General features: G+C 70.7%; 19 protein-coding genes. 9 read left to right on the forward strand and 10 right to left on the reverse strand.

Features of this window, described 5'->3' with window-relative positions:
* The first annotated feature begins 93 nt into the window (after positions 1–93).
* Entirely contained in the window at positions 94–549 is a 456-nt protein-coding gene (locus ACIBEI_RS13035; RefSeq protein ID WP_359858622.1) for a sec-independent translocase, read from the forward strand.
* Positions 550–901: 352 nt separating this feature from the next.
* A complete protein-coding gene (locus ACIBEI_RS13040) occupies positions 902–1,558 on the forward strand; it encodes a hypothetical protein (RefSeq protein ID WP_143636559.1) in 657 nt (218 codons plus the stop codon).
* Between the two features lie 226 nt (positions 1,559–1,784).
* Here the strand turns inward: ACIBEI_RS13040 and ACIBEI_RS13045 are convergent, their stop codons facing one another.
* The 3 genes from ACIBEI_RS13045 to ACIBEI_RS13055 are packed head-to-tail and all read right to left on the reverse strand — an operon-like array spanning position 1,785 to position 4,858.
* Positions 1,785–2,918: an Mrp/NBP35 family ATP-binding protein gene (locus ACIBEI_RS13045; RefSeq protein ID WP_398888056.1), complete on the reverse strand. Its 1,134-nt coding sequence runs from the start codon at positions 2,916–2,918 to the stop codon at positions 1,785–1,787.
* A 43-nt stretch (positions 2,919–2,961) separates the two neighbouring features.
* On the reverse strand, positions 2,962–3,561 hold the full coding sequence (locus tag ACIBEI_RS13050) for a DUF1003 domain-containing protein (protein ID WP_398888058.1): 600 nt from the start codon (positions 3,559–3,561) through the stop codon (positions 2,962–2,964).
* Complete coding sequence (locus ACIBEI_RS13055) at positions 3,551–4,858, reverse strand: magnesium transporter MgtE N-terminal domain-containing protein (protein ID WP_398888060.1); 1,308 nt, start codon at positions 4,856–4,858, stop codon at positions 3,551–3,553. The genes ACIBEI_RS13050 and ACIBEI_RS13055 overlap by 11 nt, the downstream gene beginning before the upstream one ends.
* 200 nt (positions 4,859–5,058) lie before the next feature.
* On the opposite strand from ACIBEI_RS13055, the gene ACIBEI_RS13060 reads away from it, so the two are divergent.
* Complete coding sequence (locus ACIBEI_RS13060; RefSeq protein WP_398888062.1) at positions 5,059–5,817, forward strand: hypothetical protein; 759 nt, start codon at positions 5,059–5,061, stop codon at positions 5,815–5,817.
* Positions 5,818–6,063: 246 nt separating this feature from the next.
* On the opposite strand, the gene ACIBEI_RS13065 is transcribed toward ACIBEI_RS13060, so the two are convergent.
* Both ACIBEI_RS13065 and ACIBEI_RS13070 read right to left on the reverse strand, forming a co-directional pair.
* Positions 6,064–6,615, reverse strand: coding sequence for a hypothetical protein (locus ACIBEI_RS13065; protein ID WP_398888064.1), 552 nt, complete (start codon positions 6,613–6,615; stop codon positions 6,064–6,066).
* Between the two features lie 34 nt (positions 6,616–6,649).
* On the reverse strand, positions 6,650–7,762 hold the full coding sequence (locus ACIBEI_RS13070) for a magnesium and cobalt transport protein CorA (RefSeq protein WP_398888066.1): 1,113 nt from the start codon (positions 7,760–7,762) through the stop codon (positions 6,650–6,652).
* 513 nt (positions 7,763–8,275) lie between these two features.
* On the opposite strand from ACIBEI_RS13070, the gene ACIBEI_RS13075 reads away from it, so the two are divergent.
* Positions 8,276–8,881 (forward strand): suppressor of fused domain protein, encoded by a 606-nt coding sequence (locus tag ACIBEI_RS13075; protein ID WP_398888068.1) that lies wholly within the window; start codon positions 8,276–8,278, stop codon positions 8,879–8,881.
* 51 nt (positions 8,882–8,932) lie between these two features.
* Here ACIBEI_RS13075 and ACIBEI_RS13080 read toward each other — a convergent pair whose 3' ends face one another.
* On the reverse strand, positions 8,933–10,198 hold the full coding sequence (locus tag ACIBEI_RS13080; RefSeq protein ID WP_398888070.1) for an MFS transporter: 1,266 nt from the start codon (positions 10,196–10,198) through the stop codon (positions 8,933–8,935).
* Positions 10,199–10,382: 184 nt separating this feature from the next.
* Here ACIBEI_RS13080 and ACIBEI_RS13085 point away from each other — a divergent pair, with 184 nt between their 5' ends.
* The 3 genes from ACIBEI_RS13085 (at position 10,383) to ACIBEI_RS13095 (ending at position 13,026) form a co-directional block, all read left to right on the forward strand.
* Complete coding sequence (locus ACIBEI_RS13085; protein ID WP_055610553.1) at positions 10,383–11,024, forward strand: DUF6758 family protein; 642 nt, start codon at positions 10,383–10,385, stop codon at positions 11,022–11,024.
* A gap of 277 nt (positions 11,025–11,301) precedes the next feature.
* Entirely contained in the window at positions 11,302–12,168 is an 867-nt protein-coding gene (locus tag ACIBEI_RS13090; RefSeq protein WP_398888072.1) for a PHP domain-containing protein, read from the forward strand.
* A gap of 252 nt (positions 12,169–12,420) precedes the next feature.
* Positions 12,421–13,026 carry a MarC family protein gene (locus tag ACIBEI_RS13095; RefSeq protein WP_266755268.1) on the forward strand — a complete coding sequence of 202 codons (606 nt, stop codon included), beginning with the start codon at positions 12,421–12,423 and terminating at the stop codon, positions 13,024–13,026.
* 144 nt (positions 13,027–13,170) lie between these two features.
* On the opposite strand, the gene ACIBEI_RS13100 is transcribed toward ACIBEI_RS13095, so the two are convergent.
* Positions 13,171–13,323 carry a hypothetical protein gene (locus ACIBEI_RS13100; protein WP_007384531.1) on the reverse strand — a complete coding sequence of 51 codons (153 nt, stop codon included), beginning with the start codon at positions 13,321–13,323 and terminating at the stop codon, positions 13,171–13,173.
* A 214-nt stretch (positions 13,324–13,537) separates the two neighbouring features.
* On the opposite strand from ACIBEI_RS13100, the gene ACIBEI_RS13105 reads away from it, so the two are divergent.
* The gene (locus ACIBEI_RS13105) at positions 13,538–14,440 is read left to right on the forward strand and encodes an NYN domain-containing protein (protein WP_398888075.1); all 903 of its coding nucleotides are present in this window, start codon (positions 13,538–13,540) and stop codon (positions 14,438–14,440) included.
* Between the two features lie 78 nt (positions 14,441–14,518).
* Here the strand turns inward: ACIBEI_RS13105 and ACIBEI_RS13110 are convergent, their stop codons facing one another.
* Entirely contained in the window at positions 14,519–15,460 is a 942-nt protein-coding gene (locus ACIBEI_RS13110; protein WP_398888077.1) for an alpha/beta fold hydrolase, read from the reverse strand.
* A gap of 453 nt (positions 15,461–15,913) precedes the next feature.
* The gene (locus tag ACIBEI_RS13115; protein WP_398888079.1) at positions 15,914–18,469 is read right to left on the reverse strand and encodes a DEAD/DEAH box helicase; all 2,556 of its coding nucleotides are present in this window, start codon (positions 18,467–18,469) and stop codon (positions 15,914–15,916) included.
* Between the two features lie 479 nt (positions 18,470–18,948).
* On the opposite strand from ACIBEI_RS13115, the gene ACIBEI_RS13120 reads away from it, so the two are divergent.
* A complete protein-coding gene (locus ACIBEI_RS13120; protein WP_079052748.1) occupies positions 18,949–19,686 on the forward strand; it encodes a ferritin-like fold-containing protein in 738 nt (245 codons plus the stop codon).
* Positions 19,687–19,817: 131 nt separating this feature from the next.
* Here ACIBEI_RS13120 and ACIBEI_RS13125 read toward each other — a convergent pair whose 3' ends face one another.
* On the reverse strand, positions 19,818–20,087 hold the full coding sequence (locus ACIBEI_RS13125; protein ID WP_398888081.1) for a hypothetical protein: 270 nt from the start codon (positions 20,085–20,087) through the stop codon (positions 19,818–19,820).
* Positions 20,088–20,341 lie beyond the last annotated feature (254 nt).

The following is a 20,341-nucleotide window of genomic DNA, read 5'->3' on the forward strand; positions in this document are numbered from 1 at the left end:
AGTACCGGACAGACAGGATCGCCGGGTACCGTGGACCCGGCCCGGACCACGGAAAGACCTGCCGAGGGCCGAGGACATCGCAAGGAGCTGAAGGTGTTCAATGACATAGGACCGCTCGAGCTCGTGACGCTCGTCGTCCTTGCCGTGCTCGTCTTCGGCCCGGAGAAGCTCCCGAAGATGATCCAGGACGTCACGCGCACCATTCGCAAGATCCGTGACTTCTCGGAGAGCGCCAAGGCGGACATCCGCGAGGAACTCGGCCCGGAGTTCAAGGACTTCGAGTTCGAGGACCTCAACCCCAAGACGTTCATCCGCAAGCAGCTGGACAACGACGAGCTGGGGCTCAAGGAGATCCGCAACGGCTTCGACCTGAAGAAGGAGATGGCCGACGTCACGGACGCGGTGCACGGCCGCGAGTCCGAGTCCTCCGCCTCGTCCTCGTCGGTGGCCTCCTCGTCCGGTTCCACCGGCGGCACCGTCGACATGACGAAGAAGCGCGAGAAACTCGATCAGGACGAGCGCCCGCCGTTCGACGCCGACGCGACCTGAGCCGACCCCGACCGCTCGCGCCGACCGGCCCTGACCTGGGCCGACCCGGGCCGCTCCGAACGTCCCGGGGCTGAGGCGTACGCCCGCGGGCCGTCGGCGTGCGGCACGCCCGCCGTCCGGAACGCGCTTCGGCCGGGTCGCCCGATTGCCCGCACTCCCTTTCCCCGTACGCCGCCTGCGTTCTGCCTGCTCAAAGGGGGCCGGATGTGACGCGTACGCGACCCATGAGCCGACCGGTTTCCCGGGGCGCCGCGAACCTGTGGCTATCCTGCCTAGTTGTTGTGCGGACCGGAAGGACGCCCGAAGGGGGGCGGGCCGCCCGGTCCGACTAGAGCGAGGAGGCGTCCGGGCGATGGAGACGACAAGTCGGGTAGGCGCGCAGGCGCCGGCTGCGGAGGGCGGACAACAGGTCCCCTCCGCCCGGCGCACGGTCGACGGCTACCTGCTGGCGCCCTTCCCGTGGTACGGCCTCGACGAGGCCTTCACGGGACCGCGCTGGCTGATGCAGGTCGGTGCTTCGGCCGACGGAGCCATTGAGCACGGATCGATCGGGCACGGCGACGAGCCCTCGGTACGCGGCGAGACCACGGAGGACAAGGAGCGGTTCGCGGTCGTGGTGACCGTGGCGGCCAGCCCGGTGCGGCGCAGCGCCGACGGCACGGGGTTGCTGGAGGCCACCTCGGTTTCCTCGGCTGCCTGGCTCGCGGGGGTCGGGCTGCTGTCCTTCACCTGGCCCGGGCAGATGGACCACACGCTGCGGGACGACTGGCTGGACCAGCAGACCGAGACGGCGTGGGTCCTCGCGGACGATCTCGACGGCGCCGACTGGTCCACGCTCTCGCTTCCCGTGGACGGCGTTCCGACGCCGTTCCACTACCGCGAGTCCGAGTTCGGGTGGGTTCTCGCGGGCTCCACGCAGGAGGGGGTTCACCTGGGGGCGTACGGGCGGGGGATGAGCGCGTACGGGTTGGGCTTCGCCGTGATCAAGGACATCGCCACGTACGCCTAGGCGGCGGGCTGAGCGAGGAGGGCACCGTCAGCTGACGGTGCCCTCCTCTGTGTCGTTCGTCGCCTGCGGGCCGGTGGGGGCTGGTCGCGCAGTTCCCCGCGCCCCTTAAAAGACAAAAGCCAGGGGCGCAGCCCCGCGCTTTTAGGGGCGCGGGGAACTGCGCGAACAACCCCCACTCGCCCGCAGCCGCCCTACAAGAAGCGGCCGCAGGGCCAGAGGCGACGTCCTAGAACTTGTTCCGCGGGGTGATGCCCAAGGACATGCCCGACAGACCCCGCTGGCGGCCACCCAGCTTGCCGGCGATGGCTCGCAGGGCGGACCCCGCGGGGGAGTCGGGGTCCGTCAGAACCACCGGCTTGCCCTCGTCGCCGCCCTCGCGGAGGCGGAGGTCGATGGGGATGGCGCCGAGCACCGGCACGGTGGCACCGGTCGTGCGGGTCAGGCCGTCGGCGACCGACTGGCCACCGCCCGTGCCGAAGATGTCGACCATCTCGTCGCAGTGGGGGCACGGCATGCCCGACATGTTCTCGACGACGCCCACGATCTTCTGGTGGGTCTGGACGGCGATCGAGCCGGCCCGCTCGGCGACCTCGGCGGCGGCCTGCTGGGGCGTCGTCACGACCAGGATCTCCGCGTTCGGGACGAGCTGCGCGACCGAGATCGCGATGTCGCCCGTACCCGGCGGAAGGTCCAGGAGCAGCACGTCCAGGTCGCCCCAGTAGACGTCCGCGAGGAACTGCTGGAGGGCGCGGTGGAGCATCGGGCCGCGCCACACGACAGGCGTGTTGCCCGGGGTGAACATGCCGATCGAGATGACCTTCACGCCGTTCGCCGACGGCGGCATGATCATGTTCTCGACCTGGGTCGGGAAGCCGTCGGCGCCGAGCATGCGGGGCACGGAGTGGCCGTAGATGTCGGCGTCCACGACACCGACCTTGAGGCCGTCGGCCGCCATCGCCGCCGCGAGGTTGACCGTCACGGACGACTTGCCGACGCCGCCCTTGCCGGAGGCGACCGCGTACACACGCGTCAGCGAACCCGGCTTGGCGAACGGCACCTCCCGCTCGCCCTGGCCGCCGCGCAGCGCGGACGCCAGCTCCTTGCGCTGGTCGTCGCTCATCACGTCCAGTGTCACGTCGACGCGGGTGACGCCCTCGACCGCCGCGACGGCGTCCGTGACGTTCTTCGTGATGGTCTCGCGCATCGGGCAGCCGGAGACCGTGAGGTAGACGGTGACCGCGACAGCACCGTCCGCACCGATCTCCACCGACTTGACCATTCCGAGCTCGGTGATCGGGCGATGGATCTCGGGGTCGTTCACTGTCGCCAGTGCTTCACGCACCGCGTCTTCCGTAGCCATAGGGTCGATGGTACGGCGCTTCCCACCGCCCCCGGAAAGCCTGTCACCGGTCGTCTACGTCACGTCCCCGAGGGTGTTCTGCCGGGAATACGACACGAGCGTCGCCGCGCGCCCCGGGACGCCGCTCGTCCAGCTCCTTGACCAGGTCCTCCAGCTCCGAGCGGATCCAGTCACGAGTGGCGACCTCGCCGAGGCCCACGCGCAGCGCGGCGATCTCCCGCGTCAGGTACTCGGTGTCCGCGATCGACCGCTCGTTCTGCTTGCGGTCCTGTTCGAGGTTGACCCGGTCGCGGTCGTCCTGCCGGTTCTGCGCGAGGAGGATCAGCGGGGCGGCGTACGAGGCCTGGAGCGACAGCATCAGGGTCAGGAAGATGAACGGGTAGGTGTCGAAGCGCAGGTCACGCGGCGCGGACACGTTCCACACCACCCACAGGACGACGACGACCGTCATCCCCACGATGAACCGACCCGTGCCCAGGAACCGCGCGATCCGCTCCGACAGCCGGCCGAAGGCCTCCGGGTCGTACTCGGGCAGGAACCGGCGGCGCGGCGGCTGCGGCTGGTCGAGCCGGGTGCGCGGCCGGCCGGCGGCCGTCGCCCCGGTGGCGGCCCGTTCGCGGGCGGCCTCGCGCTCAGGAGCCATCAGAAGCCCCCTCACCGGCCGTCTCCGCCGGTGTCTCCCCGTCCAGGTGGAACTCCGTCTCCCGCCAGTCCTCGGGCAGCATGTGGTCGAGTACGTCGTCCACGGTGACCGCGCCCAGCAGCGAGCCGCTCTCGTCGACGACGGGCGCCGCGACCATGTCGTACGCCGCGAAGAAGCCTGCCACGACGGGCAGTACGGCCTTGGGGTCCAGCGGCTGCAGATCGTCGTCGATCATCGAGCCGACGAGCGTGTACGGCGGATCGCGCAGCAGCCGCTGGAAGTGGACCGTGCCCAGGTACTTGCCGGTCGGCGTCTCGTCCGGCGGGCGGCAGACGTACACCTGGGCGGCCAGCGCGGGGGAGAGGTCCGGGTTGCGCACACGGGCGAGCGCGTCCGCGACGGTCGCGTCGGGACGCAGCACGATCGGCTCGGTCGTCATCAGCCCGCCCGCGGTGCGCTCCTCGTACGCCATCAGCCGCCGTACGTCCGCCGCGTCGTCCGGACGCATCAGCGCCAGCAGACGCTCCTTGTCCTCCTCCGGCAGCTCGGCGAGCAGGTCGGCCGCGTCGTCGGGGTCCATCGCCTCCAGGACGTCGGCGGCGCGCTCCTCCTTGAGCTTGCCGAGGATCTCGATCTGGTCGTCCTCGGGGAGCTCCTCCAGGACGTCCGCGAGCCGGTCGTCGTCCAGGGCGGCCGCGACCTCCGCGCGCCGCTTGGGCGACAGATGGTGCAGCACGTTCGCGAGGTCGGCGGGGCGCAGCTGCTCGAAGGTGGCGAGGAGGTTCTCGGCGCCCTGCCCGTGCTCCTCCAGCGAGAACCCGGTGACGGCCGACCACTCCACGGTCAGCGTCTCTCCCTTGGCCCGCCGGAACGCACTGCCCGTGCGCCCCTTCCGTACGAAGACCCGGTCGATCTCCCAGTCGCGACGGGCGGGCAACTGCTGGATGGAGACGTCGAGGACGGTGACCTCTTCCTCCGTCTCGACGAGCGTGACCCGCCGGTCGAGCAGTTCCCCGATGACCAGCCGCTCGGTGGGCCGCTGCTCGAAGCGGCGGACGTTGAGGACACCGGTGGTGATGACCTGGCCGGACTCGATGCCGGTCACCCGGGTCATGGGCAGGAAGATGCGGCGGCGGGTGGACAGTTCGACGACGAGGCCGAGCAGCCGAGGGGGCCGCCTCCCGACGCGCAGCATGGCGACCAGGTCGCGCACCCGGCCCACCTGGTCGCCGCTCGGGTCGAAGACGGCGATGCCGGAGAGGTGTGAGACGAAGATCCTGGGGGCGCCTGCCGCCATGCCCGCGCCTCCTTCTTCGTACGGGCTTCGGTACGGGTGTTTTGGTGTGTCATGTCCGCTCGGGTGGGCTTCAGGCTAGCCCGTCCCGGTCGGATACGCCCTGGTGAGCGGTGCGGACGGACTGACTCCGAGTGGCGTAGGGGGCCCCGGTACGCTGCGGTACGCCGTTGAGGTCACCCGCATGAGAGGCAGCGCCACCTGTGACTGCGATTCCCCAGGGACGTACCCGTAGGGCCGCGTTGGCGAGCGCCGTGTGTGCGCTGGTCGTGACGGGGACAGCGGTGACGGGGTGCGGCGGTGACGACCCGGACGCGGGCACGAACGGGGTCGGGAAACTGCCCCCTGCCAAGATCCAGAGCAGAACGCAGTCGGCCGCCCGGGCCGCGGAGACGGTACGGCTGTCCGGTGCCGTGATCAGCGGCAAGCGCACCTACAAGCTGGACATGCAGCTGAAGGGTGACGGCGGCACCGGCTCGGTCACGTCGAAGGGAGTGACGTTCCAGCTGCTGCGGGTCGACGAGCACCTCTTCATCAAGGCCGACGCGGACTTCTGGGACCACCAGGACGGCAAGAGCGACGACGGTACGTCCGACGCGACGGCCGCGGGCAAGCTAGAGGGCAAGTACGTGAAGGTTCCCAAGGGTGACCCCGCCTACAAGCAGCTCAGCGTCTTCACCGACAAGGACGTGCTCCTCGCCGGCCTCCTCACCCTCCAGGGCGAGCTGGCCACCGACGGCCACCATGAGCAGCGCGGGCTCCGCACGATCCGGATCACCGGCGACAAGGGCTCCGGCGGAGAGCTGGACGTCTCCCTGGAGGGCAAGCCGTACCCTCTCCTCCTCGTCCGCGCCGGCGGAGCGGGGACGCTCCGCTTGACCGACTGGGGCAAGGGGTTCGCCCTGGAGGCCCCGGACAAGGACGACACGGTCGACTACGGACAGCAACTCCCGTCGTCCTGAGGGGGGTTGAGCTTGCAGGTCTGGTGCGGGTACGCCGTGGCTGATCGCGCAGTTCCCCGCGCCCCCAAAGACAAAAAGCCAGGGGCGCAGCCCCGCTTTTTGGGGGCGCGGGGAACTGCGCGCTCAGCCACGAACAACGCGCGCTGCACCCACCGGCGTCAGCCGCCCCCCCCAGGGGCGCGGGGAACTGCGCGACCAGCCCCCACACACCCGCAGACGACAACGCCCTCCGCGGAACGCTGCCGCTCAGCCGCGCCTGCGCTTCTTGAAGAGCAGCCGCGGCAACCCCGCCGGAATCGGCAGACGCGTAGTCGCCGACGTAGGCACCGGAGGCGCCGCCAACGACCCGTCAGGCAGCGACGCAGTCGCGCCCGTCGGCGCGAGCCGAACCACCCGGCACTCCCGGGCCCACCGCCCGGTCATGGCCTCGCCATCGGGCGCGTTCAGCCGCTTGCCCTTCAGCTCGCCGACGGCCGCGTCCCACTCCTCGGACCCGGGAGCGAGCTCCACCACCTTCGCGGACCAGGAGACAAGACGACCGCCCTTGTCCTTGCTGCGGACGGTGACGACGGCCTCGCCCCCGTCCACGAGCCCGGGCAACGGCTGCTCACCGGGTCCGTCGCCGACCAGGCACACCGCCCCGTCGTGCCACACGTGCCACAGCGCCTGGGAGGACGCACCGTCCGACGACCCGGCCCCCTGAAGGGGACCCTGAGCGGGAAGCCCCCGCACCCAGACGAGCCCGGACTTCTTGGTGGCCTCCTCGACGAGGGCCTGGTCGAGCAGCTGATCCGTCATGGGGCCAGCCTAGTGCCGGGCCCCTCGGGGCAGGTCAGAGCCAGCCGTTGCGCTTCAGGGTGCGGTGGATGCCCAGGCAGAGCACCACGGTGATGCCCATGATCACCGGGTAGCCGTACTTCCAGTGCAGCTCCGGCATGTGGTCGAAGTTCATGCCGTACACACCGCACACCATCGTCGGCACGGCGATGATCGCCGCCCAGGACGTGATCTTGCGCATGTCCTCGTTCTGCGCGACGGAGGCCTGCGCGAGGTTGGCCTGGAGGATCGAGTTGAGCAGCTCGTCGAAGCCCACGACCTGCTCCTGCACCCGCGCGAGGTGGTCGGCGACATCGCGGAAGTACTTCTGGATGTCGGGGTCGACCAGCCGCATCGGCCGCTCGCTCAGCAGCTGCATGGGCCGCATCAGCGGCGACACCGCGCGCTTGAACTCCAGCACCTCACGCTTGAGCTGGTAGATCCGTGCGGAGTCGACACCGCGCGACACCCCGCCCCGGGGCCCGGGGGAGAACACCTCGGTCTCGACCTCGTCGACGTCGTCCTGGAGGGCGTCCGCGACGGCCACGTACCCGTCGACGACGTGGTCGGCGATGGCGTGCAGCACGGCCGAGGGGCCCTTGGTGAGCAGCTCGGGGTCGTCCTGCAGCCGGTGCCGCAGTGCCCGCAGCGAGCCCTGGCCGCCGTGCCGCACGGTGATGAAGAAGTCCCGTCCGGTGAAGCACATCACCTCGCCGGTCTCGACGACCTCGCTGGTGGCGGTGAGCTCGTCGTGCTCGACGTAGTGGATGGTCTTGAAGACGGCGAACAGCGTGTCGTCGTACCGCTCCAGCTTGGGCCGCTGGTGGGCGTGGACGGCGTCCTCGACGGCCAGCGGGTGCAGCCCGAACTCGGCGGCCACACCGGCGAATTCGGCCTCCGTCGGCTCGTGCAGGCCGATCCAGGCGAACCCGCCGTCCCGCCGCGCCTGACGGATCGCCGCACGCGGGGTGAGGCCTTCGTCGGACGGGAGGCGGACGCCGTCGCGGTAGACCGCGCAGTCCACGACGGCCGAACTCGCCCCGGCGTCGCGGGTGGTGTCGTACGCGCCGCCGTCCTTGCGCAGCGAGCTGGTGCGGACCGCGGCACGCAGGTCACGAATCATCGACATGGCTGGCTCCTTCGCGGAACGAGAGCCGCCGGCAACGGTTGAGACTGCCCGGAATGGGGACGTCCTGACTGCGGATGTTTGGCACGTCCACAAAGCGGGGAGCACCGCACCGTCGCGGTGGCAGCTTCGCTACTGATACAGATCAGAAAAATTCAGACAGATCAGGAAAAACGAAGTGCTCTTCCGTTGTGCACCGGAGGCCAGGACGCGAGTGCGAGAGGTGGCAGCCAGTAGAGCGTGAGCTCTGGAGCTGAGAGGGACTCAGCAGCCGGAAGAGCGGGTGGTACTGCACGGTCGACTTCGATCCATGGAGCCCCACCTCCTCCGGCCGGTCCCCCGTAGGGGAGGTCCATCCCCCGTAGGGGAGTCTCATGCGTCGAGACTGTCGAGACTTGGGTCGGGACTCGAGAGCGACGCTTCTGCGTGCTGCCCCGACCAGCGGCCAAGACTATCAGCCGACTGAAGTGTCAAGCCGTCGCTTTGCCCGTCACTGACGAGTTCTATGCTCGGCGCATGGCTGATGTTCTTCCTCTGGTCGAGGCCCGGTTGCGTTCCGTGCTGGGCGAACCGGACGCGCGTGCCGCGGTGACCTTCCTCGGTACGGACCGCATCGAGGTGCTCCGTTTCACGGACGGAACCGCCGGAGAAACGGACCAGGGGATCGTCCGCTACGCGACGCTCGGCATGTCCGCACAGCCCATGGCCGACCCCACGGCGGTCGTCGCCGATCCCGTCGCGGGTCCGCGCGCCGAACTGGTCCTCTCCGTACGGGCCGGCGCCGCCGACACCGACAAAGTGCTCCGCCCGCTCGCCGTACTGGCAGCGTCCCCGCAGGTCGAGGGCCTGGTCGTGGCCCCGGGAGCCTCGCTCGACGTGGGCGAGCCGCTGTGGCCGGGTGCCCCCTTCACCTCCGTACTGGTCGCCGAGGCGGGCGGCCTGATCGAGGACCTGGAGCTGGACGCACCCCTCGATCCCGTACGGTTCCTGCCGCTGCTCCCCATGACGCCGAACGAGGCCGCGTGGAAGCGGGTGCACGGCGCGGGGGCCCTCCAGGAGCGCTGGCTCACGAGCGGAACGGACCTGCGCGATCCCTCACGCACGTCCGTCCCACTGGACTGATCCGGGCGGCCCCGGGGGTGAGTAACGTCACCAACCCGTGGCCGAAATCCGTCAGTTGGCAAACACGGCGACACTGTCCTCGGTCGCGTGCCGCGTCTCCAGTTCCTCGGCCTCGTGAGTGAGGGACTTCCGGCGTACGAGGACGACGAGCGAGCCCAGGGCCGCGGTGGCCGCCGCGACCACGAAGGGGATGTGGATGTCGGTCCACTCCTCGATCCTCGGCGCGAAGAAGGGAGCGGCGGCGGCCGCGAACCAGCGGACGAAGTTGTAGCCGGCGCTCGCCACCGGGCGCGGGGCGTCCGAGACGCCGAGCGCGAGCTCCGTGTAGACGGTGTTGTTCACGCCGATGAAGGCGCCGGAGAGGATCGTGCAGACGACGGCCGTGGTGTGGCTGCCGTAGCCGAGGACGAGCACGTCGGCCGCGAGCAGCACCAGCGAACCGCCGAGCACCTTCAGCGACCCGAACCGTGCCTGCAGACGCGGTGCCACGAGCACCGAGAACACCGCGAGCAGCAGCCCCCAGGCGAAGAAGACCGCGCCGGACTTGTACGGGCTCATGTTCAGCACGAACGGCGTGAAGGCCAGCACGGTGAAGAACGTGTAGTTGTAGAAGAACGCGGAGGCCGCCGCCGAGGCGAGCCCGCCGTGGCCGAGCGCCCTGATCGGGTCGAGCAGGCCGGTCTTGCGCGCGGGCTTCGGCTGCTCCTTCAGGAACGCCGTGATGCACAGGAACCCGATCGCCATCAGGATCGCGGTGCCGAAGAACGGGTAGCGCCAGCTGGCGTCCCCGAGTAGTGCGCCCAGCAGGGGCCCGCAGGCCATGCCGAGGCCCAGGGCGGACTCGTACAGCAGGATCGCCGCGGCGCTGCCGCCGGCCGCCGCGCCGACGATGACGGCGAGGGCCGTCGAGACGAACAGGGCGTTGCCGAGCCCCCAGCCCGCGCGGAATCCGACGAGTTCGCCGACCGAACCGGAGATGCCGGACAGGCCCGCGAAGACCACGACCAGCGCGAGGCCGAGGAGCAGGGTCCTGCGGCCGCCGATGCGGCTGGAGACGAAGCCCGTGACCAGCATCGCGACGGCCGTGATGAGGAAGTACGAGGTGAAGAGCAGCGAGACCTGCCCGGCGGTGGCGTCCAGGCCCTTGGCGATGGAGGGCAGGATCGGATCGACGAGGCCGATGCCCATGAAGGCGACGACGGATGCCCCGGCGGTCGCCCAGACCGCCTTCGGCTGACGCAGGAGGCCGCCGACGCCCGCGTCGAACGTGTCCCCCTCGGCGGGACCTCCTGTGTGCTCTGCCGTACCGCTGTTCATGCCGGCTCCTTCACTCCTCGCGTCGGGATCGTTGGCGTATGCACATAATAAGTTAGCTCGACTAATAAATGCAAACTACATCTAGTTCTCCCGGGTGATCCGAGGTGAGGGGAAGGTGACAGGCGCACGCCGGACGGGTGATCGTCCTTGACTCAACCAAATACGGGGAGGACCGTTGGGCCTTATGAGGGGCGAACCCAGTTGCCCGAAGTGTGGTGGCCGGGTCAGGGCTCCCGGCCTCTTTGCCGACTCCTGGCAGTGTGATGTGCACGGCATCGTGCATCCGCTGCAGCCCGTGATCCCGCCCAGCGTCGAAGCCCTCGGCGTGGTCGTGCACCGTGCGCGCGTACCGGTGTGGATGCCGTGGCCGCTGCCCGTCGGCTGGCTCTTCACGGGCGCCGCGTTCGCCGGCGACGACCGTAGTGGCGGTCGGGCCACGGCCGTTGCGTGCTCCGGGCCGGGACCGCTCGGTGGCATAGGGGAGCTGGTGCTCATCGCCGAGGAACTCGGGGTCGGGCTCGGTGCGCGGTACGCGGGGATCGACGGGCCGGATCCGGGGCCGTACATGAGCGTCGAGAAGCCCGCCCAGGCGAAGCTGCTCGCCGCGGGGCGGCCGACGCCGTTGTGGCATGTCGCCGGGACGCCCGACGACCGGGCCGTCTTCGCGGGGGAGGCGCGGGGGTTGTGGCTGTGGGCCGTTGTGTGGCCCGAGCAGTCGGGGTTGCTGATGTACGACGAGCTGGTGCTCACGGATTTGCGGGATGCGGGGGCGGAAGTGGATCTGCTGCCTTGTGGGGCGTTGTCGCCGCGGATCCTTGAGCCGTAGCGCTCCGCTGGTGGGAGGGGGCGGCTATTGGGTGTGGGGTGCCTGTGGTCTGCCGGGTGCGGGTTGGGTGTGGTTGATCGCGCAGTTCCCCGCGCCCCTGAAGAGTGCGGGCGTGCTGTCATGGAGCTGTCTTCCTGTGTCCCTGGAAGGAACAGGCGCCCTGCCGCAGAGTCGTTTGTAGGGGGTGACCCGGCGCTTGGGGTGTGACAGAGGGTGTTCCTGGGGCCGTTATCCTTGAGCGGTCCCTCTTGTTCCGTTCGTGTCTGGAGTCTGTGTCGTGCGCATCGATCTGCACTGCCACTCCACGGCGTCCGACGGTACGGATACCCCTGCCGAGCTGGTGCGCAACGCCGGTGCCGCCGGGCTCGACGTCGTCGCGCTGACCGATCACGACACCACGCGCGGGTACGCGGAGGCCGTCGCGGCCCTGCCCGCCGGGCTGACGCTGGTGACCGGGGCCGAGCTGTCCTGCCGTCTCGACGGAGTGGGGCTGCACATGCTGGCGTACCTCTTCGACCCCGAGGAGCCCGAGCTGCTGAGCGAGCGCGAGCTCGTACGCGACGACCGGGTGCCGCGGGCCCAGGCGATGATCGCCAACCTCCAGGAACTGGGCGTGCCGGTGACCTGGGAGCAGGTGGAGCGGATCGCGGCCGGTGGTTCCGTGGGGCGGCCGCACATCGCCACCGCGCTGGTCGAGCTGGGCGTCGTACGCAGCGTCTCCGACGCGTTCACGACCGAGTGGCTCGCCGACGGCGGGCGCGCCTACGTCGAGAAGCACGAGTCGGACCCCTTCGAGATGATCCGGCTCGTCAAGGCCGCGGGCGGAGTGACCGTCTTCGCGCATCCCGCCGCGTCCAAGCGCGGGCAGACCGTGCCGGAGTCCGCGATCGCGGAGCTCGCGGCGGCCGGGCTCGACGGGATCGAGGTCGACCACATGGACCACGAGCCGGGCACCCGCGCCCGACTGCGGGGCCTCGCGGGCGAGTTGGGGCTGTTGCCGACCGGCTCCAGTGATTACCACGGCAGCCGCAAGACGTGTGTGCTCGGGGAGTTCACTACGGATCCCGAGATCTACGGGGAGATCACCCGTCGGGCCACCGGCGCGTTTCCCGTACCGGGCGCCGGCGGAGGCGCTGAGCGCTGAGGGCTGAGCGGTCAGGCCGACCCCGGCACGGTCTCGTTCGCTTCCTGCCAAGTCCGCTCGGTTCCTGCCCGGTTCCCGCTCAGTCGCTTCCGAAGGCGGCCGCGCCTCCGGGCCATGCCCACCGGTTGCAGGCTGTGCCCACCCATCCCGGGCTGCGCAAAGCCTGCCCACAGCGATAGGCGCTGGCCCGTCCGACGGCCCGTCCCCGCTGTTCCACTTCCTCGTCTCGTCCCTCTTCTCGCAAGGCTCACCGTGTTCGACCTCGCTGTCTTCGGCTCCCTCTTCCTGACCCTCTTCGTCATCATGGATCCCCCCGGGATCACCCCGATCTTCCTCGCGCTGACGGCCGGACGGCCTGCCAAGGTGCAGAAGCGGATGGCCTTCCAGGCCGTCTGCGTGGCCGGCGGAGTCATCACCGTCTTCGGGCTCCTCGGGCACCAGATCCTCAACTACCTGCATGTGTCCGTCCCCGCGCTGATGATCGCGGGCGGACTGCTGCTCCTGCTCATCGCGCTCGACCTGCTCACGGGCAAGACGGACGAGCCCAAGCAGACGAAGGACGTCAACGTCGCCCTCGTACCGCTGGGCATGCCGTTGCTCGCCGGGCCGGGCGCGATCGTGTCCGTCATCCTCGCCGTGCAGAAGGCCGACGGCGTGGCGTCGCAGGTGTCGGTGTGGGCCGCGATCGTCGCCATCCATGTCGTGCTGTGGGTGGTGATGCGGTACTCGCTGCTGATCATCCGGGTCATCAAGGACGGCGGTGTCGTGCTGGTGACGCGGCTCGCGGGCATGATGCTCTCCGCGATCGCCGTGCAGCAGATCATCAACGGCGTCACGCAGGTCATCCAGAGCAGCTGAGCGCTCTTGCTGCGCGCGCCCTCCGCAGCCCTCCGCGGCGCCGCGGAACAACGCAGAACCCCCGCACGGCGTCGGTGCCGTACGGGGGTTCTGAAGTCTGTCTGTCTGTCCGTCAGTCGGTCTTCGTCTGTCGAGCGTCCGGTGTCATGAGGCCGAGGTGTCGGCCGGGCGGATCCAGAGGCGCTGCCCGATGGCCGCGGCCTGCTGAACGATCCTGTTGACGGAGGCGGCGTCCACGACGGTGCTGTCCACGGGGGTTCCGTCGACGTCGTCAAGGCGCATGATTTCGAAGCGCACAGGCTTCTCCCTTCGTCTGGTCATCCTCCTGAGGAGAACTACTTGGTTACACAGGGATCCAACGGCATGCGTGTTACAAACATTCCCTACGCTAAAGAAATTTTTCGAACGGCTAACTACTGACTGGTATCCGACCGGCATCCAAGCCAGCTTTGTGGTCGATTTCCGGACCGGTTGTGTTCGTCCCGTGACCGCCTGCGACAATGAGGCGCATATGAATGACGACCTGGATCCAGCGGTGCTCGGTGGGCGTATCGACCGCACGAACGAGCTGCTCCAGCGCATGCTCGCCGAGGTGGCGAAGACGCCGTCGACTCATGCGATCTTCGTCGACGCGGGGTATCTCTACGCGGCCGCGGGCCGGCTCGCGGCCGGGACGGAGGACCGCCGGGCCTTCGATCTGGACGCCGAGGGACTCATCGAGGCGCTCATCGACCGGGCCCGCACGATCTTCGCGGACAGCAGGCTGCTGCGCGTCTACTGGTACGACGGGGCGCGGCGCCGCATCCACACCGCCGAGCAGCAGTCCATCGCCGAGCTGCCCGACGTGAAGGTCCGCCTCGGCAACCTCAACGCCAACAACCAGCAGAAGGGCGTCGACTCCCTGATCCGTACCGATCTGGAGTCACTGGCCCGGCACCGCGCCATCAGCGACGCGGCGCTCATCGGCGGCGACGAGGACCTGGTCTCGGCCGTCGAGGCGGCACAGGGGTACGGGGCCCGTGTGCACCTGTGGGGCATCGAGGCGCCGGAGGGGCGCAACCAGGCGGAGCCGCTGCTCTGGGAGGTCGACAGCCAGCGCACCTTCGACCTGGAGTTCTTCAAGCCGTACGTCGCCCGGCGGACCACCGCCTCGTACGACACGTCGGCGGCGGGCCGGCCCACGCGCGAGGACGTGCGGTTCGTGGGCGCGCAGATCGCCGCGAAGTGGTTGGCCGCGCGGGGGCGCGAGGCGCTGGCGGAGCTGCTGCCCGGGCATCCCTACCTGCCCGGTCCTGTCGACCAGGATCTGCTGGTGGAGGCGGAGGGGTTACTGCAGTACTCGCTGCGGGGGCAGGCGGACTTGCGGCGGTCCCTGCGGGACGGCTTCTGGGAGCACTTGCAGGGGCAGTACTAGGGCTGCGGGCCGGCTGTGGCTGATCGCGCCCCGCGGCGGAGCCGCATATCGACACAGCCCCGCGCCCCTTACGGGGCGTCAGCTCAGCCGGTGCCAGAACGCCGCGAGCGCCTCGGCCGTCTCCCGTGGCCGGTCCGAGTTCGGCGAGTGCTCGGCCCCGTGGACGATCGTGCGATGCGCGTCGAGGCGTACGGCCATGTCGTCGAGGAGCGGCACAGGCCAGGTGTCGTCGCGTTCGCCGGACAGGACATGGACGGGCAGCCCGACGGCGGCCAGCTCGGCCACGCGGTCGGGCTCCTCGCACAACTGCCGCCCCGCGGCGATGAGTTGGGCCGGGCTGTTGCCGAGCCACCGGTGCTTCAGGTCGTCCTGGTCGTTCAGACCGGCGTCCAGGTCGGCCTCGGCGTCCTCCGGCGGCTCAAGGGCCTGGATGGCCTCCCACACCTGACCCATGTCCATCACGGCGAGCGCGTCCCGCAGGAGCTTCACGCGCTGCTGCTGGGAGGGGGAGATCTCGGCGGGCCCCGACGCCATCAGTGTGAGCGAGCGGAAACGGGACGGGTCCAGCAGCACGGCCGCCCGGGCGACCTGCCCGCCGAAGGAGTGGCCCACGAGGTGGACGCGCTCGTGCGGTGCATCGGTCGGGGTGTGGGTCTGCCCGCCGGTCTGCCCGCCGGTCTGGCCGTCGGTCCGGCTGTCGGTCTGACCGCCGGTCAGGGCGTCGATCTGGGCGAGGACGTCCCGCGCCAACTCGGCCTGTGCGTAAGGCGTTTCGTCGTCCGTCGGGCCCGGTGTCTCGTACTGGCCGCGCCCGTCCACGGCGACGGTCCGGTACCCGGCCGCTGCGAGCGGTTCGTGCAGCGAGATGAAGTCCTCCTTGCTGCCGGTGAACCCCGGCAGCAGGAGTGCGGTGCCCTTCTCGGGGCTGCCCGCCTCGATCACGGCGAACTCCCCGCGCGCGGTGGCGAGCCGGTACGCGCGGGCTCCGGACGGCGGGACGAAAGTGGCGGGCCTGCTCATGAGGAGGAGGCTATCCGGGGAACCTTTCGGGCGGCACGCCGGGCGGCGGCCCGTGGGACGACGGGGCCGGTCACACGGGTCTGTGACCGTGTGCGGGTGCCGTCGGTGGGGCCGTGGCCGTGCATGGGAGTGCCGAGGATGAGCCCGCGATCGTGCACGGGAGTGCCGACGGTGGGCCCGCGATCGTGCACGGGAGTGCCGACGGTGGGCCCGCGATCGTGTGGGGAGTGCCGACGACGTGCCCGTGACTGTGCACGGCAGCGTCGGCGACGCGCCCACGACCGGCGGGCGGGAACGCCGACGATGAGGCCCGCCCGTGACTGTGTGCGTGCACGCCGACAACGCGCCCGCGATCGCGCGTCAGGGAACGCCGCCGACGGCCCGCGCCCCCCCCCACGGGAACGCCGACGGCCCGGCCCCGCCGAAGCGGGACCGGGCCGTCAGGTGTGAGCGTCAGCTCTCCGTCGTCTCGGCGGCCGCTGCCGTCTTGCGCACACGGCGGCGGGGCTTGGCCTCGGGGGCGGCCTCGGCCGTGACAGCGTCCGCGACGGTGGCCGGGGCCGCCGTCTTGCGGGTGCGGCGCGGCTTGACCGGCGCCTCGGCCGGGGCGGCCTCGGTGGCCTGGGCCGGGATGTCGGCCTCGGCGACGGCGACCTTGCGGGCGCGGCGGCGGGGCTTCGCCTCGGCAGCCTCGGCCGCCTCCGCGGTGTCCACGGCCGCCTCTGCGGCTGCCGCGGTCTTGCGGGTGCGGCGCGGTTTCGTCGCCGTGGCCGCCGGTGCCTGGACCGTCGTGCCCTCGGCGGTGTCCACCGCTACCTCGGCGGCCTTGCGCGTACGCCGACGCGGCTTGGCCTCCGCGACGGGCGCCTCGTCCACCGGAGCGGTCTCCGCGACCGTGGTGGCCGTGACGGCCTTACGGGTGCGGCGGCGCGGCTTGGCCTCGGCCTCCTCGGCCACCTGGGCCGGGATGGCGGCTTCGACGGCCTCGACGGCTGCGGCGACCTCGTCGGACGCGGCGGCCTTGCGTGTACGGCGGCGCGGCTTGGCCTCCGCGGCCTCGGCGGTGTCCAGGACGGCCTCTGCGGCTGCCGTGGTCGTCGTCGCCTTGCGGGTGCGGCGCGGCTTGGCCTCGACGGCCTCCACCGGCTCGACAGCGGCTTCCACTACGACCTCGGGGGCCTGGGCGGCCTTCCGCGTACGGCGGCGCGGCTTCGTCTCGGCGACCTCAGCCGGCTCGACGACCGTGCCCTCGGCGGTGTCCACCGCGGTCTCGGCAGCCGTGGTGGCCGTGGCGGCCGTGGCGGACTTGCGGGTCCGGCGGCGCGGCCTGGTCTCGGACGCCGGCTCGGACACCTCGACCGCCTCGGCGACGGCCACGGGAGCCGTGGGGGCCTCCTCGACGACGGCGACCTCGGGCTGAGCGGCTTCCGCGGTCCGGCGCGAACGGCGGCGACGCGACCTGGGCTCCGCGGCGACCGGCTCGGCCGACGCGATCGGCTCGGCGGCCTCCGCCACCGTGCCCTCGGCCGTGGCGACGGCCGTCTCGGCCGCCTCCGACGCGCCACCGGCACGCGTACGACGACGGCGACGCGGCGTGCGCGTCTCCGAGGCCGAAACGGCCGACGCAGACTCGATGCTCTCCGGCGCGGTCTGCTGCGCGGTCTGCTGCTCCGTGGCGTCGAGCGGCGTGCCGTTACGGGTGCGGCGACGACGGCGCGGCGTACGGGCCGGGCGCTCGCGGTCGCGCTCGGCGACCGGGGCGGAGGCCGAGGCCGGGGCGCCGGAACGGCCACCGCGGCCGCGCGGGCCACGCCCGCCGGTCTCGCCGAGGTCCTCGACCGCCTCGGCCGACAGACCGGCGCGGGTGCGCTCGGCACGCGGCAGAACACCCTTGGTGCCCGCGGGAATCTTCAGCTCTTCGAAGAGGTGCGGGGACGTGGAGTACGTCTCCGGCGGGTCGCTCAGACCGAGGTCCAGCGCCTTGTTGATGAGCTGCCAGCGCGGGATGTCGTCCCAGTCGACGAGGGTGATCGCGATGCCCTTGGCACCCGCGCGGCCCGTACGGCCGATGCGGTGCAGGTACGTTTTCTCGTCCTCGGGGGACTGGTAGTTGATGACGTGCGTGACGCCCTCGACGTCGATGCCGCGCGCGGCCACGTCGGTGCAGACGAGCACGTCCACCTTGCCGTTGCGGAAGGCACGCAGCGCCTGCTCGCGGGCGCCCTGGCCGAGGTCGCCGTGGACCGCGCCGGAGGCGAAGCCGCGCTGCTGGAGCTGGTCGGCGAGGTCCGCCGCCGTCCGCTTGGTGCGGCAGAAGACCATCACGAGACCGCGGCCGTCGGCCTGCAGTATCCGCGAGACCATCTCCGGCTTGTCCATGTTGTGCGCGCGGTAGACGAACTGCTCGGTGTTGCGGACCGTCTGGCCCTCGTCGTCCGGTGCCGTGGCGCGGATGTGCGTGGGCTGCGACATGTAGCGGCGCGCGAGACCGATGACCGCGCCCGGCATGGTCGCCGAGAACAGCATCGTCTGACGGCGGGCCGGCAGCATGTTGATGATCTTCTCGACGTCGGGCAGGAAGCCCAGGTCGAGCATCTCGTCGGCCTCGTCGAGGACGAGCGCCTTGATGTGCTTGAGGTTGAGCTTCTTCTGGCCCGCGAGGTCCAGCAGCCGGCCCGGGGTGCCGACGATCACGTCGACGCCCTTCTTGAGGGCCTCGACCTGCGGCTCGTAGGCCCGGCCGCCGTAGATGGCCAGAACGCGGACGTTACGTACCTTGCCGGCGGTCAGCAGGTCGTTCGTGACCTGCGTGCACAGCTCGCGCGTCGGGACGACGACGAGGGCCTGCGGGGCGTCGGTGAGCTGCTCGGGCTGGGCCCGGCCCGCCTCGACGTCCGCGGGAACGGTCACGCGCTCCAGGAGCGGAAGGCCGAAGCCCAGGGTCTTGCCGGTGCCGGTCTTGGCCTGGCCGATGACGTCGGTGCCGGTCAGGGCAACGGGGAGCGTCATCTCCTGGATGGGGAAGGGACTCGTGATGCCGACCGCCTCAAGGGCCTCGGCAGTCTCGGGAAGGATCCCGAGGTCTCGGAAAGTAGTCAGGGTGCTGCCTCTTCTGTGTACGCGGTGCGAGGCGAGCGCGGGGGTCGTGTCGGGACCGTGCCGGGGACGTCGGCCGCTCTTGACCAGCGGGCCGGGTGGCATGGGACCACTGCCGACGCTCGAGCTCTCGTACCGCTGAGGGTTCCCTCCGGGTGCCGTACGCAATGTGCCGTACCGGCGTGGAGGGCTGTCTGGTCGGAGCCGATCGGGCCACCGACCGGGCATCCTCATTCGTGCGGCCCGTCGAGTTACGTAGATCAACTCAGCGAGCGCATTACCACCATACCCCGGAATCGCGCATATGCGATGGCCGATTTGGTCACGTAGTCGTCGTCACACTGATTGACCAGGGCCTTCCGTCGTACGGTGGGCGGGCTATTGTGCGCTTCATGACGACGCCTGACAACGCTTCCGACGCATCTGCCGCTCACACCGGAGTCGCCGCCCAGGACTGGGCCAAGGCCTCCGTCGACCCCCAGTACCGCGCCGCGGTCGTGGACCTGATCGGAGCGCTGGCGTACGGGGAGCTGGCGGCGTTCGAGCGCCTCGCGGAGGACGCGAAGCTGGCGCCGACGCTCGCGGACAAGGCGGAGCTGGCGAAGATGGCGTCGGCGGAGTTCCACCACTTCGAGCAGCTGAGGGACCGGCTCACGGAGATCGGGGCGGAGCCGACGCAGGCGATGGAGCCGTTCGTCGCCGCGCTCGACGGTTTCCACAAGCAGACCGCGCCCTCGGACTGGCTGGAAGGGCTCGTCAAGGCGTACGTCGGCGACTCGATCGCCAGTGACTTCTACCGGGAGGTCGCGGCCCGGCTCGACTCCGACACACGGGGGCTCGTACTGGCCGTGCTCGACGACACCGGGCACGCGTCGTTCGCCGTCGAGAAGGTGCGGGCCGCCATCGACGCGGATCCGCGTGTGGGCGGTCGACTCGCCCTGTGGGCACGGCGGTTGATGGGTGAGGCGTTGTCGCAGTCCCAGCGGGTGGTCGCCGACCGGGACGCCCTGTCGACGATGCTCGTCGGTGGGGTGGCCGACGGGTTCGATCTCGCCGAGGTGGGGCGGATGTTCTCGCGGATCACTGAGGCGCACACCAAGCGGATGGCTGCGCTTGGGCTGGCCGCCTAGCTTTTTGGCGCCGGTTCGCTTTGCGTGGTTCGTTTTCTGCGGGTGCGTGGGGGCTGGTCGCGCAGTTCCCCGCGCCCCTAAAAGCTCGGCCCCTAAAAGCTCGGACCCTCAAAGCTGATCGGAACCGTCGCTCATACCGTTGCCGAGTGGCGGCCGAGTCTTCCCGCGGGGCGCAGGAGCAGGGAGACGGAAGCCGCCGAGACCGCCACCGCGCCGAGCATCACGGGCAGGAAGCCGACGGATCCCAGGGCGGTGTGGGTGAGGAAGGCGCCGAAGAGGCCTCCCGCGATGCCTGTCCCGAGGACGAGGCTGCGGACGGGCAGGCGGTGCGGCAGTCGATACGCGGCTGCCCAGGCCAGTGCCAGACCGAGGATCGCGGAGCCGAGCGCTTCCAAGAACATCAAGGGGTCCCTCCCGCACGGCCGTGTGCACTTCGGTCGTAGCCCGTCATACCCGTGACCTGCGGAATGCAATCCTTCTCTGTGAGCGAGTTGTGCTCCATCCGTGAAGCACGGACACCAGGGGCGAGGGCATGGAAAAGGGGGGGGGGGGGCCCCGCCCCCCCCCCCCCCCCCCAAACCCCCAACCCCCCCCCCCCCCCCCCCGCGGGGCGCCGCGCCCCCCCCCCCCCCCCACGCGCGGGCGGGCGGCCCCC

The sequence above is a fragment of the Streptomyces sp. NPDC050988 genome (assembly GCF_044456225.1).
Lineage (GTDB): Bacteria > Actinomycetota > Actinomycetes > Streptomycetales > Streptomycetaceae > Streptomyces.

Excerpts from the sequence above, each read along its gene's own strand:
- ACIBEI_RS13040 (WP_143636559.1), top strand. The coding sequence starts at position 902 with ATGGAGACGACAAGTCGGGTAGGCGCGCAGGCGCCGGCTGCGGAGGGC.
- ACIBEI_RS13070 (WP_398888066.1), bottom strand. The coding sequence starts at position 7,762 with ATGTCGATGATTCGTGACCTGCGTGCCGCGGTCCGCACCAGCTCGCTG.
- ACIBEI_RS13110 (WP_398888077.1), bottom strand. The coding sequence starts at position 15,460 with ATGAGCAGGCCCGCCACTTTCGTCCCGCCGTCCGGAGCCCGCGCGTAC.
- ACIBEI_RS13105 (WP_398888075.1), top strand. The coding sequence starts at position 13,538 with ATGAATGACGACCTGGATCCAGCGGTGCTCGGTGGGCGTATCGACCGC.
- ACIBEI_RS13085 (WP_055610553.1), top strand. The coding sequence starts at position 10,383 with ATGAGGGGCGAACCCAGTTGCCCGAAGTGTGGTGGCCGGGTCAGGGCT.
- ACIBEI_RS13080 (WP_398888070.1), bottom strand. The coding sequence starts at position 10,198 with ATGAACAGCGGTACGGCAGAGCACACAGGAGGTCCCGCCGAGGGGGAC.
- ACIBEI_RS13045 (WP_398888056.1), bottom strand. The coding sequence starts at position 2,918 with ATGGCTACGGAAGACGCGGTGCGTGAAGCACTGGCGACAGTGAACGAC.
- ACIBEI_RS13055 (WP_398888060.1), bottom strand. The coding sequence starts at position 4,858 with ATGGCGGCAGGCGCCCCCAGGATCTTCGTCTCACACCTCTCCGGCATC.
- ACIBEI_RS13115 (WP_398888079.1), bottom strand. The coding sequence starts at position 18,469 with ATGACGCTCCCCGTTGCCCTGACCGGCACCGACGTCATCGGCCAGGCC.
- ACIBEI_RS13065 (WP_398888064.1), bottom strand. The coding sequence starts at position 6,615 with ATGACGGATCAGCTGCTCGACCAGGCCCTCGTCGAGGAGGCCACCAAG.
- ACIBEI_RS13125 (WP_398888081.1), bottom strand. The coding sequence starts at position 20,087 with ATGTTCTTGGAAGCGCTCGGCTCCGCGATCCTCGGTCTGGCACTGGCC.
- ACIBEI_RS13050 (WP_398888058.1), bottom strand. The coding sequence starts at position 3,561 with ATGGCTCCTGAGCGCGAGGCCGCCCGCGAACGGGCCGCCACCGGGGCG.
- ACIBEI_RS13075 (WP_398888068.1), top strand. The coding sequence starts at position 8,276 with ATGGCTGATGTTCTTCCTCTGGTCGAGGCCCGGTTGCGTTCCGTGCTG.
- ACIBEI_RS13120 (WP_079052748.1), top strand. The coding sequence starts at position 18,949 with ATGACGACGCCTGACAACGCTTCCGACGCATCTGCCGCTCACACCGGA.